The sequence below is a fragment of the Pseudomonas sp. LPH60 genome, from assembly GCF_030718165.1.
GTDB classification, from domain to species: domain Bacteria; phylum Pseudomonadota; class Gammaproteobacteria; order Pseudomonadales; family Pseudomonadaceae; genus Aquipseudomonas; species Aquipseudomonas danubii.
Genome location: NZ_JAVAJH010000001.1, coordinates 854,222 through 877,621 on the forward strand (window position 1 = coordinate 854,222; position 23,400 = coordinate 877,621).

A 23,400-nucleotide genomic window follows, 5' to 3' on the forward strand; every position below is an offset into this window, starting at 1 on the left:
CTGGCCAAGGTGTCGGCAAAATCACTTTATTTTCAGGTGGTTAGGTGACCGATAAATGCGCCATGTGTTGATAACGCTGACTTCCTGCGCCCTGCTGGGCGGGGCCGGAATGGCCCAGGCCAGAGAGCTGCAGGCCAATGACCGTTATGTTTGCAGTTGGGGCGCAGGCACTGCTGCCCGGGCTCAGGAGCTGAAGTTGTCCGGGGTGTCGCTGTACGCGGCGCGGCAGAAGATCCAGACCTACAAGTTCAGCAAGGGCTGGATGCGCATGATGGCCCTGGGGATCACCGAGCAGACCTACGACAGCCCGTCGCGGATCAGGCCCGAAGCCTTGCGCAAAAGCTTTTACGACGACTGTGTGCGCTACAAACTGGCCCGTCGATAGTCGCTGCTACAGGCTCTAGCCTGAGTGTTGCGTAACGGGACTGACGTTTCTGATCCGTATTTTTCTAGATCATCTGCATCTGTTATCAGAACAGCCAAGGTTTGAAAATGGCGCGCCCACTGGGTCTCCTGGCTGGAGATCCGGTCCGCTGCACCGCACACCTACTGTTCAGGAGGCCTGATGACTAAGATGGCGTTTTTCTTGTTTGGATTTTTAGCCTTGACCATCGCGATCGGTGCGCTTGCCACTATCTCTCCGACCTAGACCCCAAGCCGTTTGCAGCACCCGTCGCCAGGTAAGGCGCAAGCAGTGGCAGGCCTCTTGAGCCTGCCACTGTCGTTTCTGTCACTTGGCCCAACGCTTCGCTCCGGCCACGCACAGGATCACTGCCACTGTGACCCCGAGCATGCCCAGGCTGACCTGTTCATGCAGCAGGCCGGCGGCCAGGGCCAGGCCGAAGAATGGCTGCAACAACTGCAGCTGGCCGACGGCAGCGATCCCGCCTTGAGCCAGGCCGCGGTACCAGAAGACAAACCCGATCAGCATGCTGAACAGCGAGACGTAGCCCAGGCTGAACCAAGCCGGCAGGCTGATGCCGCTAAAGGAGGCCGGAGCGCTGAACAGGGTCAGGACCGCCATGACCGGCAACGACAAAACCAAGGCCCAGGAAATCACCTGCCAGCCTCCCAGGGGCCGGGACAGTTGCGCGCCCTCGGCGTAACCCAAGCCGCACACCAGCACCGCCAGGAGCATGAGCAAATCGCCCTGGGGCGACGCCGACAGCCCCTGGGACAGGGCATAACCCATTACCAGCAGGCTGCCCAGCACCGAGAACAGCCAGAACACCGGACGTGGCCGTTCACCGCCGCGCAATACGCCGAATACCGCGGTGGCCAGGGGTAGCAGGCCGAGAAACACGATGGAGTGAGCCGAGGTCACGTACTGCAGGGCCAGGGCAGTCAGCAAGGGAAAGCCCAGCACTACGCCCAGGGCGACGATGGTCAGGGGCAGCAATTGCTGCCTGCTGGGGCGTCGTTCCTTGAACAGCAACAGGATGCACAGGGCCAGGATCGCAGCGAGGGTGGCGCGGGCAACGGTAAGGAACAGCGGATCGAACTCCAGCACCGCGACCCGGGTCGCCGGTAGTGAGCCGCTGAAGATCAGTACCCCGATAAAGCCGTTCAGCCAGCCGCCGGCGGTATTTTCCAGCGGGGGGGATTGCAGGTGCGATGTCCGTTGCATTCAACAAGTGCTCACTACGGTTGGCAGGGGCAGGCCCGGGGTGGGACTTGCGTCCAGCTCATCCTAGGATTGAAAATCAGCACAATCAAAAAATTGTCATGGATACAGCGCCAATGGCCCGCGCCCGCTACAAGCAGTTAGTCGATGTGTTCGCCGCCGATATCCGTCGCGGCGTGCTGGCCCCTGGCACCCGCCTGCCCACCCATCGAGAGCTGGCGGCCAGGGAAGGGCTGGCGTTGGTAACCGCCTCGCGGGTGTATGCCGAGCTGGAAGCCATGGGCTTGATCAGCGGCGAAACCGGGCGTGGCACCTTTGTCCGTGAAACCGCGCTACCGCCCGGACAGGGTGTAGATCAGCAGGCCACGGCGGCCGGAACCCTGGACTTGAACTTCAACTACCCGTCCTTGCCCGGGCAGGCAGAGTTACTGCGCGCAGCCTTGCGTCAGTTGGCGTCCTGCGGCGATCTGGAGGCCCTGCTGCGTTATCAACCCCACGCCGGCCGCAGCCATGAGCGGGCCACGGTGGCGCAGCATTTGGCGGGTCGCGGTCTGGCAGTGAAGGGCGAGCAGGTGCTGATTGTCAGTGGGGCCCAGCACGGCCTGGCGACCACGGTCATGGCTCTGCTCAAGCCCGGCGACGTGGTGGCCACCGATGCCCTGACCTACCCGGGGTTCAAGGTGGTGGCGGATGCGCACGGATTGGAGTTGCTGGCCATCCCATTGACGGCAGAAGGTCCGGACCTCGATGCCTTCGAGCGCTTGTGCCAGCGTCGGCGGGTAAGGGCGGTGTACGCCATGCCGACTTTGCACAACCCCATGGGCTGGGTGCTTGACCTGGCCTGGCGCCAGCGTCTGGTGGCCCTGGCCCGCCAGCATGGGTTGCTGATCATTGAGGACGCGGCCTATGCCTATCTGGCGGACGATCCACCTGCACCCCTGGCGGCCCTGGCCCCGGAAAGCACGGTGTACATCTCGGGTTTTTCCAAGAGTGTGGCCGCCGGGCTGCGGGTCGGCTACGTGGTGGCCTCCGCAGACCGAGCGCCCTTGCTCGAACGCGCGATCCGCGCCACCACCTGGAACACCCCCAGCGTGATGACCGCCATGGCCTGTGCCTGGATCGAGGACGGCACCGTGGCGCGCCTGGAGCAGGAAAAACGTCAGGACGCCCAGGCCCGTCAGCATCTGGCTCGGGAGCTGTTGGCAGGGCTGGAGCATATCGGCCACCCCAACTCGTACTTCCTCTGGCTGCCTTTGCCCGAGGAAGTACGCGCCGATCAGGTGGCCATGGCGTTGCTGCGTGAGAACGTCTCGGTGTCTACCGCCGAGCCCTTTGTCTGCGCCGGGCCGGTGCCCCACGCCATTCGCCTGGCCCTGGGCTCGGTGGACCTGGCCGATTTGCCCGAGGCGCTGGCCAAGGTCCGGCAAGTGATCGCCCGTTACGCGTTCTGAAGCGGCACGTTCGACGTTTCGAACGTGCCGCTGACAACTGCTTTTTTAGAGCTTGAACTGGGTCACCAGCCCGTTCAGGTCCACCGCCAGCCGCGACAGTTCCTGGCTGGCGGCGTTGCTCTGGTTGGCCCCGGCCGAGGTCTGGGTCGACAGGTCGCGGATGTTGATCAGGTTGCGATCCACTTCCCGGGCCACCTGGGCCTGTTCTTCGCTGGCGCTGGCGATCACCAGGTTGCGCTCGTTGATCATGGTGATGGCCTGGGTGATCTGGTCCAGGGCCAGCCCCGAGGCGCGGGCCGCCTCCAGGGTCAGGTGTGCCCGCTCGTTGCTGTTGCGCATGGCGCTGACCGCACCCTCGGTGCCTTCTTCGATGGTGTTGATCATGCTTTCGATTTCCTGGGTCGACTGCTGGGTGCGATGGGCCAGGGCCCGCACTTCGTCGGCGACCACGGCAAACCCCCGTCCGGCATCCCCGGCCCGGGCCGCTTCGATGGCCGCATTCAGGGCCAGCAGGTTGGTCTGTTCGGCAATCGAGCGGATCACTTCCAGCACCTGGCCGATATTGCGCACGTCCACTGCCAGGTGCTCGACCTGTTCGCAGGTCTGGGTCACGTCTGCCGCCAGTTGGCCGATGGAGTCTACGGTGTGTTGCACCTGCTCGCGGCCGTGGTGGGCGGTGCGGTCGGTTTCCTGGGAGGCTTCGGAGGTGCTCACCGCATTGCGCGCTACTTCCTCCACGGCGGCGGTCATCTCGTTGACTGCCGTGGCAGCCTGCTCCACTTCATTGCTTTGCTGGTGCAGGGTTTGGCTGGAGTGTTCGGTGACCGCATGCAGTTCCTCGGCGGCGGAGGCCAGTTGGTTGGAGGAATCGGCGATCCGCTGCAGGGTGCCCCGCAGGCTGGCCTGCATGGTTTGCAGGGCTTGCAGCAGGCGTGCCGGTTCGTCCTTGCCGCTGACCGTGATGCTCTGGCCGAGGTCGCCGCTGGCGATGGTTTCCGCCACGGCCACGGCCTGGCCCAGTGGGCGCACGATGCTGCGGGTCAGCAGCAGGGCGAGGGCGATGGTCAGGGCCACCACGATCAGCATGATCAGCACGACCATGGCAATGGCGCCCTGGAACACCTCACTGCTCAGCTGCGCGGCGGCGACGCCACCCCGAGTGTTGGTGTCGATGATGTCCAGCAGCTCCTTGAGCATGGCGTCGGCCTGGGTCAGGAACGAACCGCCGTCGACGACATCGATGGCCGCTTCCTTGTGCCCCTGGCGCACCAGTTCCACCACCCGGTGCTGATCCTTGATGTAGGCCGCCTTGGCGCTGAGAAAGCGTTCATAGGCCGAGCGCTCCTCGGCCTCGGTGATCAGTTTCTCGTAAACGCCTTGCTGGCGATTGAGTTGCTCGTCGAGTTCGCCGACGCGCTTGAGCATGGCCTGTACATCGTCGTGGTCACGGACCACCAGCATGCGCAGGGTGATGGTACGGATCTGGGTGCTGGTCAGGGCCAGGGCGTTGGCGGCGACAATCGATGGCTGCCAGTTCTGGTCGACCTCAAGGGATTGCTGGTTCATGCGCCGCATTTCCAGCAACGAGAAGCCCCCCAGGCCCAGTGCCAGCAGGGCGATCAGGGCGAAGCTGAACCCTGCGCGGCGGGAAATATTCATCGTTCTCAAGAGCATGACTGTGTTCCTTGTGGCGGCAAAAAGTACAACCGGCGAAGCGAGTCGCGGTTTGCATCTGTGCGGTGCGCTGTGGAGCGAGGCTTCACGGCACCGTCGGTTTTTGCACACAAGGTCGGCGGTAGGCGCATCTGATCGGCGCCTTTGCCAGGGTTTTCCAGGGGGGGCAGGAGGCACGGCCGGCCTGGAAAACCCGCCGATGATATCACGATGACATCTATTTGCGGGCGCCTGGCCCGCAGCTTTCAATGGGCTTCGGTGTGCAGGAAGCCTGCGATGGAGCGGGCACTGGTCACTGGGTCGACTTGCATGAAACAGTGCTGGCCGTCGATCACCTGGGTGCTCAGGTGCCGGTTGAGGGCGGCCCAGCGTTTGATCGAGCGGGCGACGTAGGGGTAGCTGTCGCGCCCGTGGATCACCAGGGTCGGGGTCTGCACCCGGCGCAGGGATCGCCACAGGCGCTGCGGGAAGCTGCTGAAAATGTCCACCTCGCGTTCAGGGGAGCATTTGAGCGCTACGCCTTGACCGTCGTCTTTCAGACCGTGCTCGACATAGGCGTTCAGGGCCTCGTCGCTCCAGCCCTTGAAGATCCCCCGGTTGGCCAGGGCGGCCTTGGCCGAGGCGCGGTCCGGCCAATGCTGGCGGCGGGCAGCGGCCTTGCGAGCCAGGGTATGGCGACGGTTGAGGCCCAGGGCCGAGAGCAGCCTCAGGGAGCTGATCATCGACGGGCTGAAAATCACCGGGTCGAGCATCACTGCCTTGGCAAACAGCTGGGGGCGTTCGGCCACGATCAGACTGGTGAGCACGCCGCCAAAGCTGTGGCCGACGGCGTAGCGGGGCACGTCACCGTAGGCCTTGAGCCCGGCCTCGAAGGCTTCGGCCGCCAGTTCTGCGGTGCGGTTCCAACCCACAAACGGGCCGCCATGATCACTATCGCCATGGCCCTGGACGTCGCTGAGCCACAGGTCGAAGGATTCGGCCAGCAAGGCCAGCAGCGGACGATAGGCCATGGAGCAGAAGCCGTTGCCGTGGAGGAAGTGCAGCAACGGTTTGCCCGAAGGTTCGGAGCGCAGGCCGCGCAGGGTGAAGCCTTCGGGGCAGGGGTAGGACCAGGGGAGCAACTGCATGGGGCCTCTATTCGAGCGGTGATCACAGCCGGGCATTGTCGATGGCGCGGCCCTTGAGTCAAGGGTCGATCCTGACCGAGTCCAGCACTACGCGGTCTTGAGCTGGCGAAACGACAGGCTGATGCGTTCACCGGCATTCGGGGCCTTGGGGATCGCGTGCAGCCAGTGTTTCTGCAGTTCGTCCGACATGTGCAGCAGCGAGCCGCTGGCCAGGCTGTAGTCGAAGGTGGCGCCGCTTTCCTTGTGGCGAAAGACCATGGCCCGGGCGTGACCCAGGGAGACGATCACCACCCCGGTGCCTTCCACCAGTTGCTCGTTGGCATCGGAGTGGAAGCCCATGGAGGATTGGCCGTCCGGATAGAAGTTGAGCAGGCAGTTGTTGGGGCGAAAGCCCAGCAACTGCTCGATCGGCCCGCACAGCTGCTCCAGCGCCTCGGGCATCGGCACCGCCGGGTAGGTGATCTGCGAGTAGTCGTAGGGCGCGCCGAAGCTCGCGGTCTTGCGTGCGCGCATGCGTTCATCCCAGAGCACGCTGTCCTTGAGGTGGTTGAACAGGGCGTCGGGGGCCGTGATGAAGTCAGGGAACAGATCGATTGCAGGTGGCGTCATGGGGCGGCTTCAAGTGCTAGAGGGACGAGCAGCGAGTCTAACCCGGTTACGGGCGCCCTCGCTGATCGGCATTGCGCCACCGAGCAATCAGCCGCCGTTGCTGCTCAGGATGCTCGCCACCTGACGCGGCTGGCAATTGAGGTAGGCCGAGGATTTCAGCCAGCGCTGGTCCGGATACCAGGAAAACATGAACTGGCCATCCTTGAGCTTGTCTATCACCTGGCGCGCCACCTGGGGTCGTACCGCCGGGCAGCCCTGGCTGCGGCCGATGCGGCCCTGGCGCTGGCTCCACAAGGGGTTCACGTAGTCGGCGGCATGGATCACGATGGCCCGGTCCCGGGCCCGATCATTGAAGCCGGGCTCCAGGCCGTCCATGCGCAAGGAGTAGCCGTGGCTGCCTTCGTAGCTCTCCTGGGTGCGGAACAGGCCCAGGCTGGATTGATAGCTGCCCAGGCGGTTGGAGAACTGGGTGGCGAAGTTTTCCCCGGACTTTTGTCCGTGGGCCACCAGGTCGCGCAGCACCAGTTTTTTGCTGCGCAGGTCGAAGATCCACAGGCGCCGCGCGGTGGACGGTTGCGAGTAGTCGATCACCGCCAGGTGCCGGGCCTGTCGGGCACCACTGTTGACCGCGCATTGCATGGCGTTCAGGGCACTTTTCAGGGCCTGGGGATTGAGTTCCGGTGCGGCGTGAGCGAGGCTGCTGTACAGCGCGGGAGCGGGTTTGCTGGCGGCGAAGGAAGGACTGCAAAAGGCGCCCAGGGCGATAGTCGCCAGGCAGATTCGGCACAAGAAGTTCAACATGTTTAGAGCATCCCCATGATCACTTTGGCTCCTGACGTCCTGTCGTTCCCCCGGCAGTCTGGTCTATATGTTTAGATCCCAGGCCTGATTGTTCCCCATCTGCCGTAACGGTTGGCCAACGCACTGAAGGCCACGGATTGGAGTAAAGCAGTTGTTCAAAAAAACCGCATGTTACTTGAGCCTGTGCCTGCTCGCTGCGCCATTGGTCGCGCTGGCCGAGGACCCTGCGCTGGCGCCGCCCAGTGCGCTGCAACTGACGTTGACCCAGTTGGCAGTGGCTTGCCCGGCACTGAGTCCACGCCTGGATGCTTCCGCGCAACTGCTGTTGCAGGCGTTCTACCGCCAGAACGGCGAGCAGCCGGTGTGGTCCGCCGAGCATCGGCTGGCCAGCTTGCAGGCGCAATTGGCCCAGGTGATCGATGACGGCCTGGATCCAGAGCGCTATCGGCTGCCGGTGAGCAGCGCAGCTGGGGATGAGCTGTGCACCGATATCGCGATCACTCATCAGTACCTGCAAGCCTTGCAGGACCTGCACTACGGTCGCCTGTCACAGAGCCGCTTCGAGCCCTTGTGGCGGGCCCAGCCGCTGGCGGACGATCGCCAGGCGGCGTTGCTGGCGATGGCCGTGCCCGGGCTGGAAAACCTCGCCGGCGCCTTCGATCAGGCCCGTCCGAATCTTGAGCAATATCGCAACCTGCGCCAGGTCTATGCCCGTGAACGCCAGCAACCATTACCCCGTTGGCAGGCGGTAGCCGGTGGCCCGCTGTTGCGTCCGGACATGCAGGACAAGCGAGTCCCGGAACTGGCCCAGCGCCTGTACCTGGGCGGCTTTCTGCCAAGCCCCGAGGTCAGTGACGATAATACCTACAGCAGTGACCTGGTAAACGCGGTGAAAAATTTCCAGCTCAGTCATTCGCTGCAGGCTGATGGCGTGATGGGGGCGGGCACCCTCAAGGAGCTGAATATCAGCCCGGCCCAGCGCCGTGAGCAACTGCGCATCAACCTTGAACGCCTGCGCTGGCTGGCCCAGGATTTCGAACCCAATATCGTGTTGGTCAACGTCGCGGCCGCGCAACTGACCTTCTATCAGGACGATGCGGTGGTGTGGCAGACCCGCACCCAGGTCGGCCGTGCCGAGCGTCAGACACCGCTGTTGAAGTCCCAGGTCACGCGCTTGACCCTGAACCCCACCTGGACGGTGCCGCCGACCATTCTCAAGGAAGACAAACTGCCGGAAATCCGCCGTGACCAGGGCTTCCTCAATCGTCAGAACCTGCAGGTGCTGGACGCCAATGGCCAGCCCCTCGCGCCCGAGGACGTCGATTGGGAGCGTCCCGGCAATATTCTTCTGCGCCAGGGGGCGGGCCCGCGCAACCCCTTGGGGCGCATCGCCATCCGTTTTCCCAATCCGTTCTCCGTGTACCTGCACGACACCCCGAGCCAGGCGCTGTTCAGCAAGGGGCCCCGCGCCTTCAGTTCCGGCTGCGTGCGGGTCGAACAGGCGCTGCAACTGCGCGACTGGTTGCTGAGCCCGGCGGAGCGACTGCGCACCAACGAACTGCTGGCCACCGGCCTGACCCATGAATTCCGCCTGGCCAGGCCGGTGCCGATTCTGCTCAGCTATTGGACGGTGCAGGCCGACAGCCATGGGCAACTGCTGTATGCGCCGGACATCTATGGGCACGACGACGTCCTGTCCAGCGCCTTGGGTAGCAAGCTTCTGTAGGCGCTAGCCCAGGTGCAACGCGCCGCCGCGAGTGGCGGGTTTGAGGTATCTTGTGCGGCCTTTTTTCCCTTGCTCAAGGTCCTTCATGCCACTCGACAAACGCCGGCAAGCCGCCATGGAACGCCAGCTGGCCGCCACCCTGACCGAAGCCTGCGAGGCCGCCAAGGCAGAGATCGTCGGCTTTTCCTGGTTGACCCACGAAGTGAATTACGCCGCCTTTCCGGCAAGCCTGGTGGTGGCCTGGATCTTCGACACCCAGGCCCACAAGGAGCAGGCCCTGGCGGCGGGCCAGGGCTCACGGATGATTGAACTGACAGCCCGCGCCTTGGGCGAGGCCGATGTGCGCCTTGAGTCATTGGCGGCCCATGTGTTCTTCGACAGTGAGGAACAATGCCGGCGGATCAATGGCGGCGATTGGGCGCAACGCCTCAAGCGCCTGCGTCCGGGGCGGGGTTGAGCCATGGCCAAGGAAATCGACAACCCCTGCATCGCCCTGTGCCAGCTCAGCGGCGACCTGTGCGTGAGTTGCGGACGGACCAAGGACGATATCCGCAAATGGAAGCGCATGAAGCGCCCGGAAAAGATGGCCGCCGTGCAGCGGGCCAGTGCGCGACTAAAGGCCTTGCAGAAAAAGAAGGGTTGAAGGCCGCTTCACTCCCCGCAAGGCAGATCAGGTGCCCGGTCAGGCGTCTGGTCAGACCGTTTGCCGACGCATCGCCAGGATGGTGGTGCCGAAGAAGATGAAGGTCGAACCCACCACGCGATTGACCCACTTTGACAGCGCCGGCCGGGTCAGCACGCCCTTGGCTCGGGAAGCGAGCACGGCATAGACGCTGAGGGAGACCAGCGACAGCGCCATGAAGATCAGGGTCAGGATGAAGAACTGCGGCAGCAGCGCGGCGTGCTGGTCGATGAACTGCGGGAACAGCGCGGTAAAGAAGATCGTCGCCTTGGGGTTGGTGGCGGCGGTCAGGAAGGCCGACTTGAACAACTTCAGACGCGGCGGGGGCGCGAGCTTGCCGTTGTCGGCGCTGCTGGCGCTCAGTAGCTGGCTTTTACTGAACAGCTGCTTGGCACCGAGGTAGAACAGATAGCCGGCGCCGACGATCTTCACCGCATTGAAAACCCACTCGGAACTGGCGATCAGCGCGCCGAGGCCGAGCATGGCCGCGGCAGACATGCAGAACAGCCCGCTGATATTGCCCAGTGACGACCACAGGGTCGACTTGGCACCGTAGGCCACACTGTTGTGCAGCGCCACCAGGGTGGCAGGGCCGGGGCTGGCGATGGCGATCGCCGCCACCAGGGTGTAGGTCAATATCGAGTGAGCATCCATGGTTCGGACTCGTGTTGCAGAAAAAGGGGGCTTGATTCTATAGCGGCGGTGGCCAGCTGTATGCCAGAAAATGAGGGTCTTGCAGGTCGTGGCGGGTGATCGAGGTTGCACCTTCGCAGGCGAATCGGTGCCTATTGTCAACCATTGCTGCAATCGATAGTTATCATCAAAAAGTGCAGGTTCCGTTTTTCCAGCAAAGGAGGAAGATGGCGCTTACACCGTGCTGGCTGCAGAAGGAAACACCCGATGAGAATCTCGACTCTATTGACCCTTGTGGTTGTCTTGATCGCGGGAACCGGTGCTTCTGCGACAGCCTTCGCCGCCGATGACATGTCCTGCCACTTCTTGCCCATGGCCGACAGCAGCGCCGATCTGCGGCAGGCCCAGTCGGTAGGGTTGCTGTACAGCGAAAACACCCTCAATACCCTGGAGTACCTGGAGCACTACCACTCGGTGGCGCTGAACGGGGCGAAAAATGCCGGGCTCGACCCGCGCATCAGTGCCGCCTTTGTCGACAGCTCCGACCCGCAACGGGCGATCAACTGGTTGACGGCGTCGTTGCAGAAACACTTTGGTAGCGTGACCCTGTATGACAACCTCGATGCCGTGGTCCAGGCCCGGCCTGACGTGGTGGTCATGCTCGATACCTACAACCAACTGGTGACCAAGGCCAACCGCAAGGTGGAGGCGCGGTTCATCGCCAAGTTCTATGACGCCAACCTGCAATACATCGGCAAGGCCGAAGGCATTCAGGCCAAGGAGCTGCCTTCGGTCTGGGTCCGGGGCAAGGCGGCACCGGAAATTGCCGCGCAGATCAACCAGCAGACCGAGCTGCAGGTCAATGCGCTGAAGCAGTTCGACGCATCCCTCAAGGCGCTGGTGAGCCAGGGTGATGCTGGGCAGGTGGCGACCAACCAGTAAGGTCACCATTGGCTGAAAAAAAACGCCCCGGTTGATCGGGGCGTTTGCGTTCATGGCCGGGCTCGAGCCCTGCCCAGGGGTTGCCGGCAGCTGTGGTCGGCAGGTCACATCTGGAGCCGGCGCCTCAAGGCGCGCCGAACATTGCAGTCCAGTAGATGCCCGCATCGCTTTTCGGGTCCACCGCATAAGCTGCACCCAGCTCGCGGTAGGCCGGATTCATCAGGTTGGCGCAGTGCCCGGGGCTGGCCAGCCAGCCGTCCAGCACCTTGCGCGCGCTGTCCTGGCCGGCGGCGATGTTCTCGCCCACCTGTTGCCCGGCATAACCGGCCAGTTCGGCGCGATCGCCCGGGGTGCGGCCGTCATGGTCCTTGTGATCGAAATAGTTCTGGTTGGCCATGGCCCGGCTGTGTGCTTCGGCGGTGCTGCCCAGGGTGGCGTTCCAGGCCAGCGGCGCGCTGGCGGCGAAGCTCTGGCCACCGCATTGCCGGGGCTGGCTGCGGGCGCTGTTGATCTGTGCCAGCAATTGCTGGCCCTCGGCTTGCCAATCCCCGAGGCGGGCGGCCAGCAACGGCCGGGCGAGGACGATGCGCCACTGGTTGGCCTGGCGATTGACGCCGATATCGACGAACTGCGGGTCCAGCACCACCTGGCAGAAGCTCTCGCGCACCGCTTGCATCGCCGCCTGGGCGTCCCGGGGGCCGGAGAGGCTGATGGCCTGCACATTGACCATGGGATAGGCCGCCCGTGCCAGGGCCTGTTGCAGGTCACCGACGTTGTCCACGGGCAGGATCAGGCGCGGATCGCTGGCCAGCGGTGGCAGCTCCGAGGAGGCCTGGTTGGCGCAACGTTGCGGCTGGCTGCGGTAGGCGTTGATCGATTCGATCAACTGCGACCGATCATCGGCCATGGCGCTGGCCGAACCCAGCAGGCCCAGCGCCAGAGCGGCGGCGGGCAAGAGCAATGGACGCAGGGGCATGAAGGTCTCCCGAGAAATGACAGCGCTCATGATGCACCCGGCGTCCGGGCTTTTCATCCGTTGGAGCATGAAATCGCTATTCACCGGCCGGTCTCAATAGAAGTCGAAGTACAGCGCCCATTCGCCCGTGTCGCGATGTTTCCAGAACATCAACTTTCCGCCGTCCACCACGTTGAGTCCGATCTTGGCGTCGGAGGCAATCTGCATCACGAATTCGAAACCGTCTCCGACATCGATCCCTGATTGGCAGTAGGACGGATAGCCCCCCAGCTTGTGTTCATAGCAGTGGCTGATCAGGTCGTAGTAACACTCAATGCGGCCGCTGCGTTCCAGGTCGAGAATGGCCTGCTCCACCTCATCGGGGATGCCGCCACCGTCCCACAGCGGAAAGTCCTCGGCCACGGCTTCGGCTTTGATCGGCATGGCTTTGAGGAAGGCTCCGGGAGCCACCAGCTCCTTGCGCACCAGCACCTCGTCGTCGCGGTATTCGCGGATCAGCCAACGTTCGCCCATGGGCTCCAGGGGTTCGGGAAAGGGGTTGGCGACAAACACGCTCAGCACCCGCACGCCTTCCAGCAGCGGGCTGTGAAAGGGCAGGGCCGGGAGATAGAGCTGTGCGAAGGGCAACAGGGTTTCACCGGCGCCGTTGCGCGGCCACTCTTCGTCTTCGCGAAACAGAAAGACTCGGCCCAGCCAGCTTTCATCCATGGCCTGGGTGGGGCGAAAGCCGCCGGCGACGAGTTTTAGCGCGGGTCTTGCCAGGCTGCGCTGGATGTCTTGAATGTCCATGCTCAAATGAAACGTCCTCAGGAAGGGGCGGGGCGAGGGCGGATCATACAAAAGCCCGGCGCTGTCTGCAGCGCCCGCAGGGGGGGCGCTGCGACAAGGCCGATTCAGAACTGCGGTGTGTACTTCACGCTGAGCATGAAGTTGCGTGGATCACCGAAGTTGTTGTTGCCATTCAACTGGTTGTAGCCAGAGATGTAGTAGTGCTTGTCGAACAGGTTGTAGGCGTTCAGTGCCAGGCTCACCTCGTCGTTCAACTGATAGGCGATGCGGGCGTTCCAGACGGTGTAGCCCGGCACCTTGTAGCTGCGTTCATAGCCCAGGGTGTGGCTCTGGCTGGTGAAGCCCAGGCCGGTGCTGACCCGGCTCAAGGCACCGTCCAGCTGGTAGTCGCTCCACACCCGCAGCATGTGCTTGGGGGTCCATTGGCTGAATGTCCGACCCTGATCCTGCGGATCTTCAAGGAAGGTGGTGGTGTTGTAGGTGTAGCCGGCGAACAACTGCAGACGATCCACCACTTCGCCGCTGACTTCGGCTTCCAGCCCCTGGCTGCGCACCTTGCCCGAGGCGGTGGAGCAGTACCAGCCGTCACAGGCGTAGCCCGAGGCGGTGTCCTGTACGGCACGGTTTTTCTGGTCGTAGCGGAACAGTGCCAGGGAGGTGTTGACCCGGCCTTCGAGCAGCTCGCCCTTGAGGCCGACTTCATAGTTGCTGCCAATCACCGGTTGCAGTATCGAGCCGCTGGCGGTGCGCGCGGTCTGCGGCTCGAACACATCGGTGTAGCTGGCATACACCGACCATTCGCGACTCAGGTCGTAGACGATGCCGGCGTAAGGCGTGACTTCGCCGCTGTCGGTCATGGTGGACGGATCGTCCGCGGTGCCCTTGTGGCTGATGGCCTGGTAGTTGGTAGCGTCGTAGCGGTAGTCATACCAGCTGACCCGGGAACCCAGCACCAGGGTCAGGTCGTCCATGGGCTTGATCCGCCAACTGCCATACAGGCCTTTCTGGCGGACATCGTACTGACTGTGGGTGCCGCGTCCGCCGGGAGTATTGAGCAGGCTGTCGTAGCTGACCTTCGGCCGGTCGTGATCGATGGCGAAGATGTTGCCGCCATTGTTGAAGGTGCGGGCGAAGACATCGTCAGTGGTCAGTTTCGAATAGTTGCCGCCCAGGGTGATTTCCTGATCCATGGACAGGCCCTCGAAGCGCCCGGTGAGGTTCATGTCGAGGCCGATCTTGGTGTTGTCGAAGTCGGTGACCCAGTCGGCGTACTGCAGGCCGCTGCCGTCGGCGTTGACGCCCTGGAGGGTGGTCTGGATGCGTTGCTGGATCGAGTCGTTGCTTTCGCTCATGCGCACGGCACCGAGCTTGAAGGTCCAATCCTGGTTGAAGCGGTGCTCCAGGTCGGCGTAGAGCGTGGTGACGTTGATCTGCGAATGGTTCCAGCGCGCGCCGCTGTAGGTCGAGCGCGGCAGATTCACCGTGCTGCCGTCGGTATAGCGCGGCAGGCCGCGGAGCATCGGCCGCGATTCGGCCTCGGAGCGGCTGGCGGCCAGGCCCAGGGTGGTGTCGTCGCTCAGATCGAAGTCCAGGGACCCGTACAGCGAGTGGGTCTTGCTCCATTGCTTGTCGATGAACGAATCGCTCTGGTCCTCGTCGGCCACCATGCGCCCGCGTACCGTACCGGCGGCATTCAGTGGGCCGCCGGCGTCCAGTTGCAGGCCATAGTGGTCCCACGAGCCGGCCTTGCCGGTCAGGGTCACGGTCGGGGTGTTCTGGCCGCGCTTGCGCACCAGGTTGATCGCGCCCCCCGGGCTGCCGGTGCCCTGCAGCAGCCCCGAGGCACCGCGCAGCACTTCCAGGCGGTCGAAGAAGATCAGGTCCTGGGTCGCCCAGTTGCCCAGAGAGTAGGTGTTGCGCGGGATCGGCACGCCATCGTATTGCCAATCGTCGATCTGGAAGCCGCGGGAGGAGAGGATCATGCCTTTGCCCACCCCTTGCACCCCCACCAGGCCGGTGGTCTGGTTGGCGGCGGCCTTGAGGTCGGTCAGGCCCTGATCATCCATCTGCTTACGGGTCATGACCGTGATCGATTGGGGAATCTCCCGCAGGCTGTGGGTGCCCTTGCCGATGGTCACTGCACGTGCGGCGTAGGAGCCGGAGCCTTCAGTGGTGGTGTCGAGCCCGCTCTCGATGATGCTGGTCATGCCCAGTTGCACGGGGGCACCGTCGGCCGGGAGCGGCTCGACGCTGTAGTGGCCGCTGACGGTGAGCTTCAATTGCAGGCCGCTGCCGACCAGCGCGCTGTGCATGGCCTGCAGCGCAGTCATCCGGCCAATCACCGCCGGGGCCTGCTTGCCCTGGACCAGCGCCGGTTCCAGGGCCAGCACGGCGCCGCTCTGGCCAGCGATGGCGTTGAGCGTCACGGCCAGGGGGGCCGCCGGCAAGTTGAACGACTGGAGCTGCTCCTGGGCCTGAGCCTGGCTGTTCAGGGCAGCCACGGCGAAGGCAGCGGGAAGGACATGGAACCAAGGGTTGCGCACGGAATTCTCCTGATTGTGTTGGCGTGTCAGGAGATAGGTGGGACAAGAAATGAAAACCGGACACAAATAAGAGTGATTTTCAAAAAATATTCATTCTTGGTTGCGGGGGCGGATCAGTGTGAGCCAGGGGCTGTAGCGATCGATCCTGATCGGCAGGGTCTCCGCCAGGGCGCTGAGGGCCCGTTCCGGCTGATCCAGAGGGAACACGCCCTGCACCCGTAGATGGCTGACCGAAGGGGCTACCCGCACGTAGCCCCGACAGTAAGGGCGTAGGGCTGCGACCACCTGCTCCAGGGAGTCATTCAGCACGTTGAGGCGACCGTTGAGCCAATCGCCGCGATACCGCTGATCCTGCTCCAGCAGTTCGATACGTTCGGGGTGCAGCAGGGCGGCCTGCCCCTGTTGCAGATCGCGTTCATCGCCCGTCAGCAGGCGCAGCCGCACCGAGTGCTCCAGCACGACGACCCGGGTGGCGCTGGCTTCCTGGCTCACCAGGAAACGGGTGCCCAGGGCCTGGACCTGGCCCTGGGCGCTGCGCACTCGCAGTGGTCGCCGCGGGTCGGCGGCAACCTGAATCAGCAACTGGCCATGGCGCAGGATCACCAGCCGTTGCTGGTCGTCGAAGCGCAGGTCCACGGCGCTGTCGGCGTTCAGGCTCAGGTGGCTGCCGTCGGCCAGGGTGACGTCCCGACGCTGGCCGCGGCCGGTGCTGACATCCGCCAGCAGGGTTTCGCCATACCGAGTCTGGGCGCCCAGCCACAGGCCGCCGCCCAGCAGGCCGAGTCCGGCCAGGCCGCGCAACAGTTGGCGCCGAGAGCGGCGGGGGCTGAGCAGCAGTTGTCGGGCTTCGCCAGCCTGCCCGGGCACGCGTCGATCAAGAGCACGCAAGGTATTGAATGATGTGCCAAGCCGTTCTTGCAGGTGATTCCAGGCCTGGGCGTGGGCCGGATCGCTGGCCAGCCAGGTGGCCAGGGCTTGTTCCAGGCGCGGGTCCGGATCACCGGCGCGCAGCCGCACCATCCAGTCGATGGCCTGCTCGGTCAACGGGTCCAGGGGTTGCCGGCTCACAGGGCCAGCTCACTCAGGTAGCACTGGCGCAAGGCCTGCTTCATGTAGCGGCTGACGGTGCGTTCGGACAACTCCAGCTTGCGGGCGATGGCCACGTAGCTCAGGCCATCGAGCTGGCTGTAGAGAAACGCGGTCTTGACGATCAGTGGCAGGCCGTCCAGCGCCCGGTCGATGGCCACCAGGGCCTCGACCAGCAGCAACTGCTCTTCGGGGGAGGGTGCCAGCAGTTCCGGCAGGGCAGACAAGCGCTGCAGGTAGGCCTGCTCCAACTGGCGTCGGCGATGGCGATCGAACATCAAACGCCTGGCGATGGTGGACAAGTAGGCCCGTGGCTGCTCGATGCTGTCCGGGTCGACCTCTGCCGCGAGCAACTGGCAGAAGGTGTCGGCGGCGGTGTCTTCGGCGTCGGCGCGATTTCCCAGGCGCCTGTGAATATGCTGCAGCAGCCAACGGTGATGGTCGCTGAAAAAGAAGCCCAGCTTGTTGCTCGAAGATGAATGCACCGTTGCCTGCCGAGATGTGAGTGTGAATCGTTCTCAATAGTACAGGGGCGCGCCGGAGGATCGCAATCGTTGTATGTGAGTGCTGAAGTCCTCGCCGGTCATGGCGCTTTGGAGGGGCAGGAGTGGCGGGGCACGCCTGCCAATTTCAGGGGCGAGGCTGCTGTCCGATCAGCTTTCACGACCATGAGCGGCGGCGGCCAGCTGTCCGGTATCGACCCGAACAAACACCGAGTCGCCAATGGCGGTCAGTACATCGCCGGCATACACCTCACAGATCACACGGCTCTTGCGGCCCACGTCGCCGTCGACCCGGGCCCGCAGGGTCAGCGGCACGCCCATGGGCGTGGGCTTGATGAACTTGATGCCCAGGTTGCCGGTGACGCAGTCGATGCGCGGCAGGCTGCCCGGTTCCCGTTGTTCGTTACGGTAGTGGTAGGCCATGGCGGTCCAGTTGGAGTGGCAGTCCACCAGCATGGCGATCAGGCCGCCGTAGACCAGGTCCGGCCAGCCGCAGTACTGGGATTGCGGCAGGTGCTCGGCGATCACATGCACGCCGTCTTCATGCCAGTGGCTCTTGATCTGCAGGCCGTGGTGGTTGCTGCTGCCGCAGCCGAAACAGACGCCCTCGGGGGCGGTGGTGTCTTGCAGGGAAGTCTCGTGCATGGTTGTTCTTCTTGTCCTTGACGATGGTCTGGCAGGTCTTGCGGCCGGTCATGATGCCTGTGCCATTGCTGACCGCCAAGGCTCAGTGCAGTGCCGAGGCGTAGCGACCGGCCAGCGTCTTTGTGACGCATTGATTGTGGCGAGTGTCGTAGTGCGTCGCGGTTTTTTCGAGGGCCAGGGCAGCCGCTCCGGCCAAGACAGGCTGATGCCGTAATGATATTCTTGCGCTGAATCGGTTCATCGTTTGTGCAGAAATACCTCCCCTATGCTTTGCTTCAAGTGGCCTGTTCGGGTCCTTGCAAGCGCGTGGGAGTGTCTGGGCAAACTCGCCGAATGCAATGTCAGGCAGTGTTCGTCTACCTCCTTTGGTTGACCCCGACCCTTCTTTGTCCTGCTGGCCCCGTGTAGACGGGTGTCAGTGTTGTGCGTCGAATCGAGTCCGGTGTCGGTGAAAGGAGTGGGGCGTCATTGCCCGTTGGTCTACGTCCCGTGACGTGTCCTGAGAAACAAGTGTCACTCAAGTAGCTGAAGCCAAAAACGACAAGAAGTCAGCGCCGGAGCGATATAAAACTGAGGTCGAGCCAGTCTCGTCGGCCTTGTGTGCCCACCCTCCAGTTCTTTTGAATGCGCTCATCCAGGGCCTGCGAAATGCCTGTTTCGCAATGCACTGAGTTCGCAGGATCGAGGATGGGGCGGCGGATGGCGTTCTATCGTAGGTACTACAGAATGTTGAAGAAAGTGAACACGGCCCTGATCGGGCTGGCGATGTCGATAGGCCTCACGTCCGCGCACGCGGCTGAGCCGAAGAAAGTGGATGTGCTGCTGATCGGTGGCGGCATCATGAGTTCGACCCTCGGGGTCTGGCTCAATGAGCTGCAGCCCGATTGGTCCATGGAGATGGTCGAGCGCCTGGATGGCGTGGCTGAAGAAAGCTCCAACGGCTGGAACAACGCCGGTACCGGTCACTCCGCCCTGGCTGAGCTGAACTACACCCCGGAAGGCAAGGACGGCAAGATCGAGATCGCCAAGGCCATCGAGATCAACGAAGCGTTCCAGATTTCCCGCCAGTTCTGGTCGTGGCAGGTCAAGAACGGTGTGCTGAAGAACCCGCGTTCGTTCATCAACTCCACGCCGCACATGAGCTTTGTCTGGGGCGATGACAACATCAAGTTCCTCAAGGCACGCTACGAGGCCCTGCAGGCCAGCCCGCTGTTCAGCGGCATGCAGTACTCCGAAGACGCCGAGCAGATCAAGAAGTGGGTGCCACTGATGATGGAAGGTCGTGATCCGGCGCAGAAGATCGCTGCGACCTGGAGCCCGATCGGCACCGACGTCAACTTCGGCGAGATCACTCGCCAGTTCGTCGCTCACCTGCAAGCCCAGCCGAACTTTGCCCTCAAGCTGTCCAGCGAAGTGCAGGACATCGAGCGCAATGAAGACGGCTCGTGGCGCGTGACCTACAAGAACCTCAAGGACGGTTCGAAAACCGAAACCGACGCCAAGTTCGTGTTCATCGGCGCCGGCGGCGGTGCCCTGCACCTGCTGCAGAAGTCGGGCATTCCCGAGGCCAACGAATACGCCGGCTTCCCGGTGGGTGGCTCGTTCCTGGTGACCGAGAACGCCAGCGTTGCCGAGCAGCATCTGGCCAAGGCCTACGGCAAGGCTTCGGTGGGCGCTCCGCCGATGTCGGTTCCGCACCTGGACACTCGCGTACTGGACGGCAAGCGGGTCATCCTGTTTGGCCCATTCGCTACCTTCTCCACCAAGTTCCTCAAGGAAGGTTCGTACTTCGACCTGCTGACCAGCACCACCACCCACAACTTCTGGCCGATGACCAAAGTCGGTATCGAACAGTACCCGTTGGTGGAATACCTGGCCGGCCAACTGATGCTCTCGGATGACGACCGCTTCAACGCCCTGAAGGAATACTTCCCCAACGCCAAGCAAGAAGACTGGCGCCTGTGGCAGGCCGGTCAGCGCGTGCAGATCATCAAGCGTGACGAAGAGAAGGGCGGCGTGCTGAAACTGGGCACCGAGATCGTCGCTTCCCAGGACGGCAGCATCGCCGGTCTGCTGGGCGCCTCCCCAGGTGCCTCGACCGCCGCGCCGATCATGCTCAGCGTGCTGCAGAAAGTCTTCAAGGACCAGGTCGCGACGCCAGCCTGGCAAGAGAAGCTGAAGCAGATCGTACCGAGCTACGGCACCGCCCTGAACGACAGCCCCGAGCGTGTGGCCAAAGAGTGGGCCTACACCGCCGAAGTGCTGCAACTGACCCCGCCACCAGCGGTCAAGGGCGCTGCACCTCAGGCTCCGGCCAGCATGGCCAAGCCAGAGAGCAACCCAGCGGCCGACATGGCGCTGTAAGCCTCGGCCCCGTCCGCGTTCGTCGGATGGGGCGCAGCGGCTGCCACCGTGCAGCCGTATCTTGCATGGGTTGCGGCGATATCCCTGATGTCGTCGCAACTGGCCGGTCTTGCCGTTACCTCTGAAACAGCATCTCCGTATCTTTCTCAACGAGGCTTGAGCCCGACTCAAGCATCTTGTTGGCTGCCTGTGCCTTGCCGTGACGCGGTATGATTGCCGCGCCCGCCGTTGCGGGCACGCCTCAACCCTCGGAGTCACTGCCTCGATGTCCAGCATCACCCTGTTCCAAGCCCCGCCGCCCGAAGCCATCCAGAGCCAGATCCAGCAAATGGTCGTGGACTACATCACCGACATCAGCGCGGTGGCCATTGCCCCGAGCAACCCGCTGTACAACCTGTACCAGTACGGCGTCGGCTACGAAGTGCACCTGTACCTGCAGGCCATGGACGGTTCCCGGGGGATCGCGGTAGAGCTGGTGGTGGCCACCGACACTCAGGACCCTGAGCAGGTGCTGGGCTTCACCCTGTACCTGCCGCTCAAGGACGATCCCCAGGCCTGTGCCGTGGCTTATATGGCGGTGCGGCAAAACCATCGGCGCCAGGGCATTGCCCGGCAGATGCTGGAGGCGCTGCGTGCCCGCTATCCCCATGCCGAGCTGGCCTGTCACGTGGCCAAAGTGGAGTGTTTCGAGGCCCTGGGCTTTCAGCTGCTGGGCGCCCGCGGTCCGCAAGTGCTGATGAATACCCGAGACCATGGCAGCGATGGCCTGCTGGCGGTACTGGACGTGGCGCCGATCTACCAATCGGTGGAAGTGCGGCAGATTCACAGCTACCTGCTGGCCCAGCACGGGCGCAAGGCCATGCTGGAAGCGGAGAAGAAGCGCGACCGGCACCTGGACCAGATGACCCGGCAGGCCCAGGCCCTGGTGCGCGAGCGCCTGGGTGAGGCGGCGCTGTACAACGCAAGGCCCCCACAATTGATCTCCTGAGCGCGGCTGCTTGTTTTCGCGAGAGGGCTTGGCTAATCTCGCGAAAACACGCAAAAACGGGCAAGAACATGCAAAACCTGCACCCGGCAGCCGAACTGCCCTCCCTGCGTCGACAAAAGATCCTTCTACTGCTGGAGCGCGACGGCAAGGTCATGGCCGCTGAGCTGAGCCGGCACTTCGCGGTTTCAGAAGACACCATCCGCCGCGACCTCGCCGAGCTGGATGCCAATGGCCTGGTGCAGCGGGTGCATGGCGGTGCGCTGCCGCGACCCAAGGACAGCGGCAAGGACTACTTCACGCGGGTCGGCGAAACCAACGAGGCGAAACTGCGTCTGGCGCAGTTTGCCGTGCAATGGGTGCGGGACGGCCAGACGGTGCTGTTCGATTCCGGCTCTACCACCTTGCATATCGCCCAGTCCCTGCCGGCCGATATCCGCCTGACCGCAGTCACCGCGTCACCAATGATTGCCGTGGCCCTGGCCGAATACCCCGGGGTCAAGGTGATCCTCGTGGGCGGCCAGCTCAACCCGGCCACCCTGTCCGCCAGCGGCCATGAAGCACTGCGGATGATCCAGGGGATCAAGGCCGACCTGATGTTCACCGGGGTCTGTGCGATTCATCCGGAGATCGGCATCAGCTCCCTGCATTTCGATGAAGTGCCGATCAAGCAGGCGATGTTCGACAGCGCCGCCGAAGTCATCGCCGTGACCACCGCCGACAAACTCGGCGCCATGGAGCCCTTTGTGGTCGCACCGTGCAACCGCCTGCAGCGGCTGGTGACCGAGCAGGAAGTGCCAGAGGTGGATATCGAAGGTTATCGCCAGTTGGGGATTGAGGTGCTGCTGGCCTGAGCCGCCCCTGGGTGACTCAACGGGTTGTCAGTTCTTGAACGCCGAGTGCTTGCGCCCCTGGTCGAAGAGGGCAAACACCATCACCAGCACGGCGGCGACCGCGAGGATGATCACCACGCCGTCGGTGGAGTGCGTGGCCGAGGCGGTCACCAGGGATAGGGCGCCCAGTGGCGCCAGGCCGCCGGCAATCGCGGTGCCGATCTCGCGCCCTGTGCCAAAGCCCGAGGAGCGGGTCGCGGTGGGGAACTGGCGGCTGAGGAATGAACCCTGAGGTGCGAACATCATCGGTGCCAGGATGCCGGTGCCGACACCGATGGCGATGTAGATCATCAGGCTCTCGCCGGTATTGAGCAGGGCCAGGAACGGGTAGGCGAACAGCAGCGAGAACACCCCGCCCAGAATCAGCACGGTCTTGCTGCTCCACTTGTCGCAGAGCCAGCCGAAGAAGGGCACGGCGACGATGGCGATCAGGCTGGCGATGGTCACCGACAGCGAAGTGACGTGCACATCGACGTTCTTGTACTGGGTCAGGTAGGCCAGGGAAAAGGTCTTGAAGATGTAGCTCAGGGCGTTGTAGCCAATGGCGACGAAGAACACCACCGCCAGGCCCTTGAGGTCGTTCTTGAACAGTGCCTTGAGGGGCGAGGCCTTGGCCTTCTGGCTTTCCTTGCTCAGCTCCTTGAACTCCGGGGTTTCCGGAATGCTGTTGCGCACCCACAGGCCCACCGCCACCAGGACGATGCTGCAGACGAACGGAATGCGCCAGCCGCCGGCCAGCAGGAACTCGTTGCCGTTGATGGTCAACAGGTAAATGGTCAGCGACGACAGCAGCAGGCCCAGGTTCAGCCCCAGCGCCGGCCAGGCACCTTGGCTGCCGCGTTTGCCTTCGCTGGCGTGTTCATAGGAGGTGACCGCCGCGCCCGACAGTTCGGCGCCGGCCCCCAGGCCTTGGATGATGCGGATCGCCACCAGCAGGATCGGTGCCCAGATGCCGATGGAGGCGTAGCTGGGGATCAGGCCAATCAGTGCGGTGCACACGCCCATCAGGCAGAAGGTCAGCACCAGCACCTGCTTGCGGCCGAACTTGTCCCCCAGGTAGCCGAACAGGATGCCGCCGAAGGGACGGGCGATAAAGCCGATGGCAAAGGTGGAGAAGGCCATCAGCGTGGCGCTTTTCGGGTTGCTGTTATCGAAGAAGATCTTCGAGAAGACGATGGCCGCCATGGTGGCGTAGAGGTAGAAGTCGTACCACTCCAGCATCGAGCCGAAGATGGTGGCCGCCGCGACCTTGCGCAGGCGTTTCTGGGTTTGTTGTGGGGTTTCCGCTGCAGTAATGCCGGTTTCAACTGCGGTCATTGTGTACATCCTCTTGGATCATTGTATTTA

The 23,400-nt window shown here is 63.5% G+C and carries 22 protein-coding genes; 9 read left to right on the top strand and 13 right to left on the bottom strand.

Going from position 1 to position 23,400, the window contains the following annotated elements:
- Positions 1 to 55: 55 nt before the first annotated feature.
- A complete protein-coding gene (locus Q8O96_RS03895; protein ID WP_102864253.1) occupies positions 56 to 385 on the top strand; it encodes a hypothetical protein in 330 nt (109 codons plus the stop codon).
- A gap of 345 nt (positions 386 to 730) precedes the next feature.
- Here Q8O96_RS03895 and Q8O96_RS03900 read toward each other — a convergent pair whose 3' ends face one another.
- Entirely contained in the window at positions 731 to 1,627 is an 897-nt protein-coding gene (locus tag Q8O96_RS03900; protein WP_305948402.1) for a DMT family transporter, read from the bottom strand.
- A 113-nt stretch (positions 1,628 to 1,740) separates the two neighbouring features.
- On the opposite strand from Q8O96_RS03900, the gene Q8O96_RS03905 reads away from it, so the two are divergent.
- Positions 1,741 to 3,075, top strand: a complete 1,335-nt coding sequence (locus tag Q8O96_RS03905) for a PLP-dependent aminotransferase family protein (RefSeq protein ID WP_305948403.1) — start codon at positions 1,741 to 1,743, stop codon at positions 3,073 to 3,075.
- Between the two features lie 45 nt (positions 3,076 to 3,120).
- On the opposite strand, the gene Q8O96_RS03910 is transcribed toward Q8O96_RS03905, so the two are convergent.
- From Q8O96_RS03910 to Q8O96_RS03925, 4 genes are all read right to left on the bottom strand, one after another.
- A complete protein-coding gene (locus Q8O96_RS03910) occupies positions 3,121 to 4,749 on the bottom strand; it encodes a methyl-accepting chemotaxis protein (protein WP_305948404.1) in 1,629 nt (542 codons plus the stop codon).
- Between the two features lie 245 nt (positions 4,750 to 4,994).
- Positions 4,995 to 5,876 (bottom strand): alpha/beta fold hydrolase, encoded by an 882-nt coding sequence (locus Q8O96_RS03915; RefSeq protein ID WP_305948405.1) that lies wholly within the window; start codon positions 5,874 to 5,876, stop codon positions 4,995 to 4,997.
- A gap of 87 nt (positions 5,877 to 5,963) precedes the next feature.
- On the bottom strand, positions 5,964 to 6,485 hold the full coding sequence (locus tag Q8O96_RS03920) for an alpha-ketoglutarate-dependent dioxygenase AlkB (protein WP_305948406.1): 522 nt from the start codon (positions 6,483 to 6,485) through the stop codon (positions 5,964 to 5,966).
- Positions 6,486 to 6,572: 87 nt separating this feature from the next.
- Entirely contained in the window at positions 6,573 to 7,286 is a 714-nt protein-coding gene (locus Q8O96_RS03925) for a murein L,D-transpeptidase catalytic domain family protein (RefSeq protein WP_102864261.1), read from the bottom strand.
- A 151-nt stretch (positions 7,287 to 7,437) separates the two neighbouring features.
- On the opposite strand from Q8O96_RS03925, the gene Q8O96_RS03930 reads away from it, so the two are divergent.
- The 3 genes from Q8O96_RS03930 to Q8O96_RS03940 all read left to right on the top strand — a co-directional run bounded on the left by Q8O96_RS03930 (position 7,438) and on the right by Q8O96_RS03940 (position 9,655).
- Entirely contained in the window at positions 7,438 to 9,012 is a 1,575-nt protein-coding gene (locus Q8O96_RS03930) for a murein L,D-transpeptidase (protein WP_305948407.1), read from the top strand.
- A gap of 85 nt (positions 9,013 to 9,097) precedes the next feature.
- Positions 9,098 to 9,469, top strand: a complete 372-nt coding sequence (locus Q8O96_RS03935) for a hypothetical protein (RefSeq protein ID WP_162884135.1) — start codon at positions 9,098 to 9,100, stop codon at positions 9,467 to 9,469.
- Positions 9,470 to 9,472: 3 nt separating this feature from the next.
- Entirely contained in the window at positions 9,473 to 9,655 is a 183-nt protein-coding gene (locus Q8O96_RS03940; protein ID WP_102864264.1) for a DUF1289 domain-containing protein, read from the top strand.
- 51 nt (positions 9,656 to 9,706) lie between these two features.
- On the opposite strand, the gene Q8O96_RS03945 is transcribed toward Q8O96_RS03940, so the two are convergent.
- Complete coding sequence (locus Q8O96_RS03945) at positions 9,707 to 10,348, bottom strand: LysE family translocator (protein WP_305948408.1); 642 nt, start codon at positions 10,346 to 10,348, stop codon at positions 9,707 to 9,709.
- A 246-nt stretch (positions 10,349 to 10,594) separates the two neighbouring features.
- On the opposite strand from Q8O96_RS03945, the gene Q8O96_RS03950 reads away from it, so the two are divergent.
- The gene (locus Q8O96_RS03950; protein WP_305948409.1) at positions 10,595 to 11,269 is read left to right on the top strand and encodes an ATPase; all 675 of its coding nucleotides are present in this window, start codon (positions 10,595 to 10,597) and stop codon (positions 11,267 to 11,269) included.
- A 124-nt stretch (positions 11,270 to 11,393) separates the two neighbouring features.
- Here Q8O96_RS03950 and Q8O96_RS03955 read toward each other — a convergent pair whose 3' ends face one another.
- The 6 genes from Q8O96_RS03955 to Q8O96_RS03980 all read right to left on the bottom strand — a co-directional run bounded on the left by Q8O96_RS03955 (position 11,394) and on the right by Q8O96_RS03980 (position 17,811).
- Complete coding sequence (locus tag Q8O96_RS03955; RefSeq protein ID WP_102880092.1) at positions 11,394 to 12,245, bottom strand: CAP domain-containing protein; 852 nt, start codon at positions 12,243 to 12,245, stop codon at positions 11,394 to 11,396.
- A 93-nt stretch (positions 12,246 to 12,338) separates the two neighbouring features.
- The gene (locus Q8O96_RS03960; protein WP_305948410.1) at positions 12,339 to 13,034 is read right to left on the bottom strand and encodes a DUF1963 domain-containing protein; all 696 of its coding nucleotides are present in this window, start codon (positions 13,032 to 13,034) and stop codon (positions 12,339 to 12,341) included.
- 104 nt (positions 13,035 to 13,138) lie between these two features.
- The gene (locus tag Q8O96_RS03965) at positions 13,139 to 15,577 is read right to left on the bottom strand and encodes a TonB-dependent siderophore receptor (RefSeq protein ID WP_115582169.1); all 2,439 of its coding nucleotides are present in this window, start codon (positions 15,575 to 15,577) and stop codon (positions 13,139 to 13,141) included.
- 90 nt (positions 15,578 to 15,667) lie between these two features.
- Positions 15,668 to 16,645, bottom strand: coding sequence for a FecR domain-containing protein (locus tag Q8O96_RS03970; protein ID WP_115582170.1), 978 nt, complete (start codon positions 16,643 to 16,645; stop codon positions 15,668 to 15,670).
- A complete protein-coding gene (locus Q8O96_RS03975) occupies positions 16,642 to 17,148 on the bottom strand; it encodes a sigma-70 family RNA polymerase sigma factor (protein ID WP_102864273.1) in 507 nt (168 codons plus the stop codon). Before Q8O96_RS03975 ends, Q8O96_RS03970 begins: the two co-directional genes overlap by 4 nt.
- Positions 17,149 to 17,316: 168 nt before the next feature.
- Positions 17,317 to 17,811, bottom strand: a complete 495-nt coding sequence (locus Q8O96_RS03980) for a PaaI family thioesterase (RefSeq protein ID WP_102864274.1) — start codon at positions 17,809 to 17,811, stop codon at positions 17,317 to 17,319.
- 726 nt (positions 17,812 to 18,537) lie between these two features.
- Between Q8O96_RS03980 and mqo the strand changes: the two genes are divergently transcribed.
- The 3 genes from mqo (at position 18,538) to Q8O96_RS03995 (ending at position 22,014) form a co-directional block, all read left to right on the top strand.
- Positions 18,538 to 20,175, top strand: coding sequence for a malate dehydrogenase (quinone) (gene mqo, locus Q8O96_RS03985; RefSeq protein ID WP_102864275.1), 1,638 nt, complete (start codon positions 18,538 to 18,540; stop codon positions 20,173 to 20,175).
- A gap of 265 nt (positions 20,176 to 20,440) precedes the next feature.
- Positions 20,441 to 21,163 (top strand): GNAT family N-acetyltransferase, encoded by a 723-nt coding sequence (locus Q8O96_RS03990; RefSeq protein ID WP_102864276.1) that lies wholly within the window; start codon positions 20,441 to 20,443, stop codon positions 21,161 to 21,163.
- Between the two features lie 68 nt (positions 21,164 to 21,231).
- Positions 21,232 to 22,014, top strand: a complete 783-nt coding sequence (locus Q8O96_RS03995) for a DeoR/GlpR family DNA-binding transcription regulator (protein ID WP_102879901.1) — start codon at positions 21,232 to 21,234, stop codon at positions 22,012 to 22,014.
- 27 nt (positions 22,015 to 22,041) lie between these two features.
- On the opposite strand, the gene Q8O96_RS04000 is transcribed toward Q8O96_RS03995, so the two are convergent.
- Positions 22,042 to 23,370, bottom strand: coding sequence for an MFS transporter (locus tag Q8O96_RS04000; protein WP_102864278.1), 1,329 nt, complete (start codon positions 23,368 to 23,370; stop codon positions 22,042 to 22,044).
- Positions 23,371 to 23,400 lie beyond the last annotated feature (30 nt).

Excerpts from the sequence above, each read along its gene's own strand:
- Q8O96_RS03905 (WP_305948403.1), top strand. The coding sequence starts at position 1,741 with ATGGCCCGCGCCCGCTACAAGCAGTTAGTCGATGTGTTCGCCGCCGAT.
- Q8O96_RS03910 (WP_305948404.1), bottom strand. The coding sequence starts at position 4,749 with ATGCTCTTGAGAACGATGAATATTTCCCGCCGCGCAGGGTTCAGCTTC.
- Q8O96_RS03950 (WP_305948409.1), top strand. The coding sequence starts at position 10,595 with ATGAGAATCTCGACTCTATTGACCCTTGTGGTTGTCTTGATCGCGGGA.
- Q8O96_RS03990 (WP_102864276.1), top strand. The coding sequence starts at position 20,441 with ATGTCCAGCATCACCCTGTTCCAAGCCCCGCCGCCCGAAGCCATCCAG.
- Q8O96_RS03935 (WP_162884135.1), top strand. The coding sequence starts at position 9,098 with ATGCCACTCGACAAACGCCGGCAAGCCGCCATGGAACGCCAGCTGGCC.
- Q8O96_RS03920 (WP_305948406.1), bottom strand. The coding sequence starts at position 6,485 with ATGACGCCACCTGCAATCGATCTGTTCCCTGACTTCATCACGGCCCCC.
- Q8O96_RS03915 (WP_305948405.1), bottom strand. The coding sequence starts at position 5,876 with ATGCAGTTGCTCCCCTGGTCCTACCCCTGCCCCGAAGGCTTCACCCTG.
- mqo (WP_102864275.1), top strand. The coding sequence starts at position 18,538 with ATGTTGAAGAAAGTGAACACGGCCCTGATCGGGCTGGCGATGTCGATA.
- Q8O96_RS03925 (WP_102864261.1), bottom strand. The coding sequence starts at position 7,286 with ATGTTGAACTTCTTGTGCCGAATCTGCCTGGCGACTATCGCCCTGGGC.
- Q8O96_RS03940 (WP_102864264.1), top strand. The coding sequence starts at position 9,473 with ATGGCCAAGGAAATCGACAACCCCTGCATCGCCCTGTGCCAGCTCAGC.
- Q8O96_RS03995 (WP_102879901.1), top strand. The coding sequence starts at position 21,232 with ATGCAAAACCTGCACCCGGCAGCCGAACTGCCCTCCCTGCGTCGACAA.
- Q8O96_RS03945 (WP_305948408.1), bottom strand. The coding sequence starts at position 10,348 with ATGGATGCTCACTCGATATTGACCTACACCCTGGTGGCGGCGATCGCC.
- Q8O96_RS04000 (WP_102864278.1), bottom strand. The coding sequence starts at position 23,370 with ATGACCGCAGTTGAAACCGGCATTACTGCAGCGGAAACCCCACAACAA.
- Q8O96_RS03955 (WP_102880092.1), bottom strand. The coding sequence starts at position 12,245 with ATGCCCCTGCGTCCATTGCTCTTGCCCGCCGCCGCTCTGGCGCTGGGC.
- Q8O96_RS03895 (WP_102864253.1), top strand. The coding sequence starts at position 56 with ATGCGCCATGTGTTGATAACGCTGACTTCCTGCGCCCTGCTGGGCGGG.
- Q8O96_RS03900 (WP_305948402.1), bottom strand. The coding sequence starts at position 1,627 with ATGCAACGGACATCGCACCTGCAATCCCCCCCGCTGGAAAATACCGCC.
- Q8O96_RS03960 (WP_305948410.1), bottom strand. The coding sequence starts at position 13,034 with ATGGACATTCAAGACATCCAGCGCAGCCTGGCAAGACCCGCGCTAAAA.
- Q8O96_RS03980 (WP_102864274.1), bottom strand. The coding sequence starts at position 17,811 with ATGCACGAGACTTCCCTGCAAGACACCACCGCCCCCGAGGGCGTCTGT.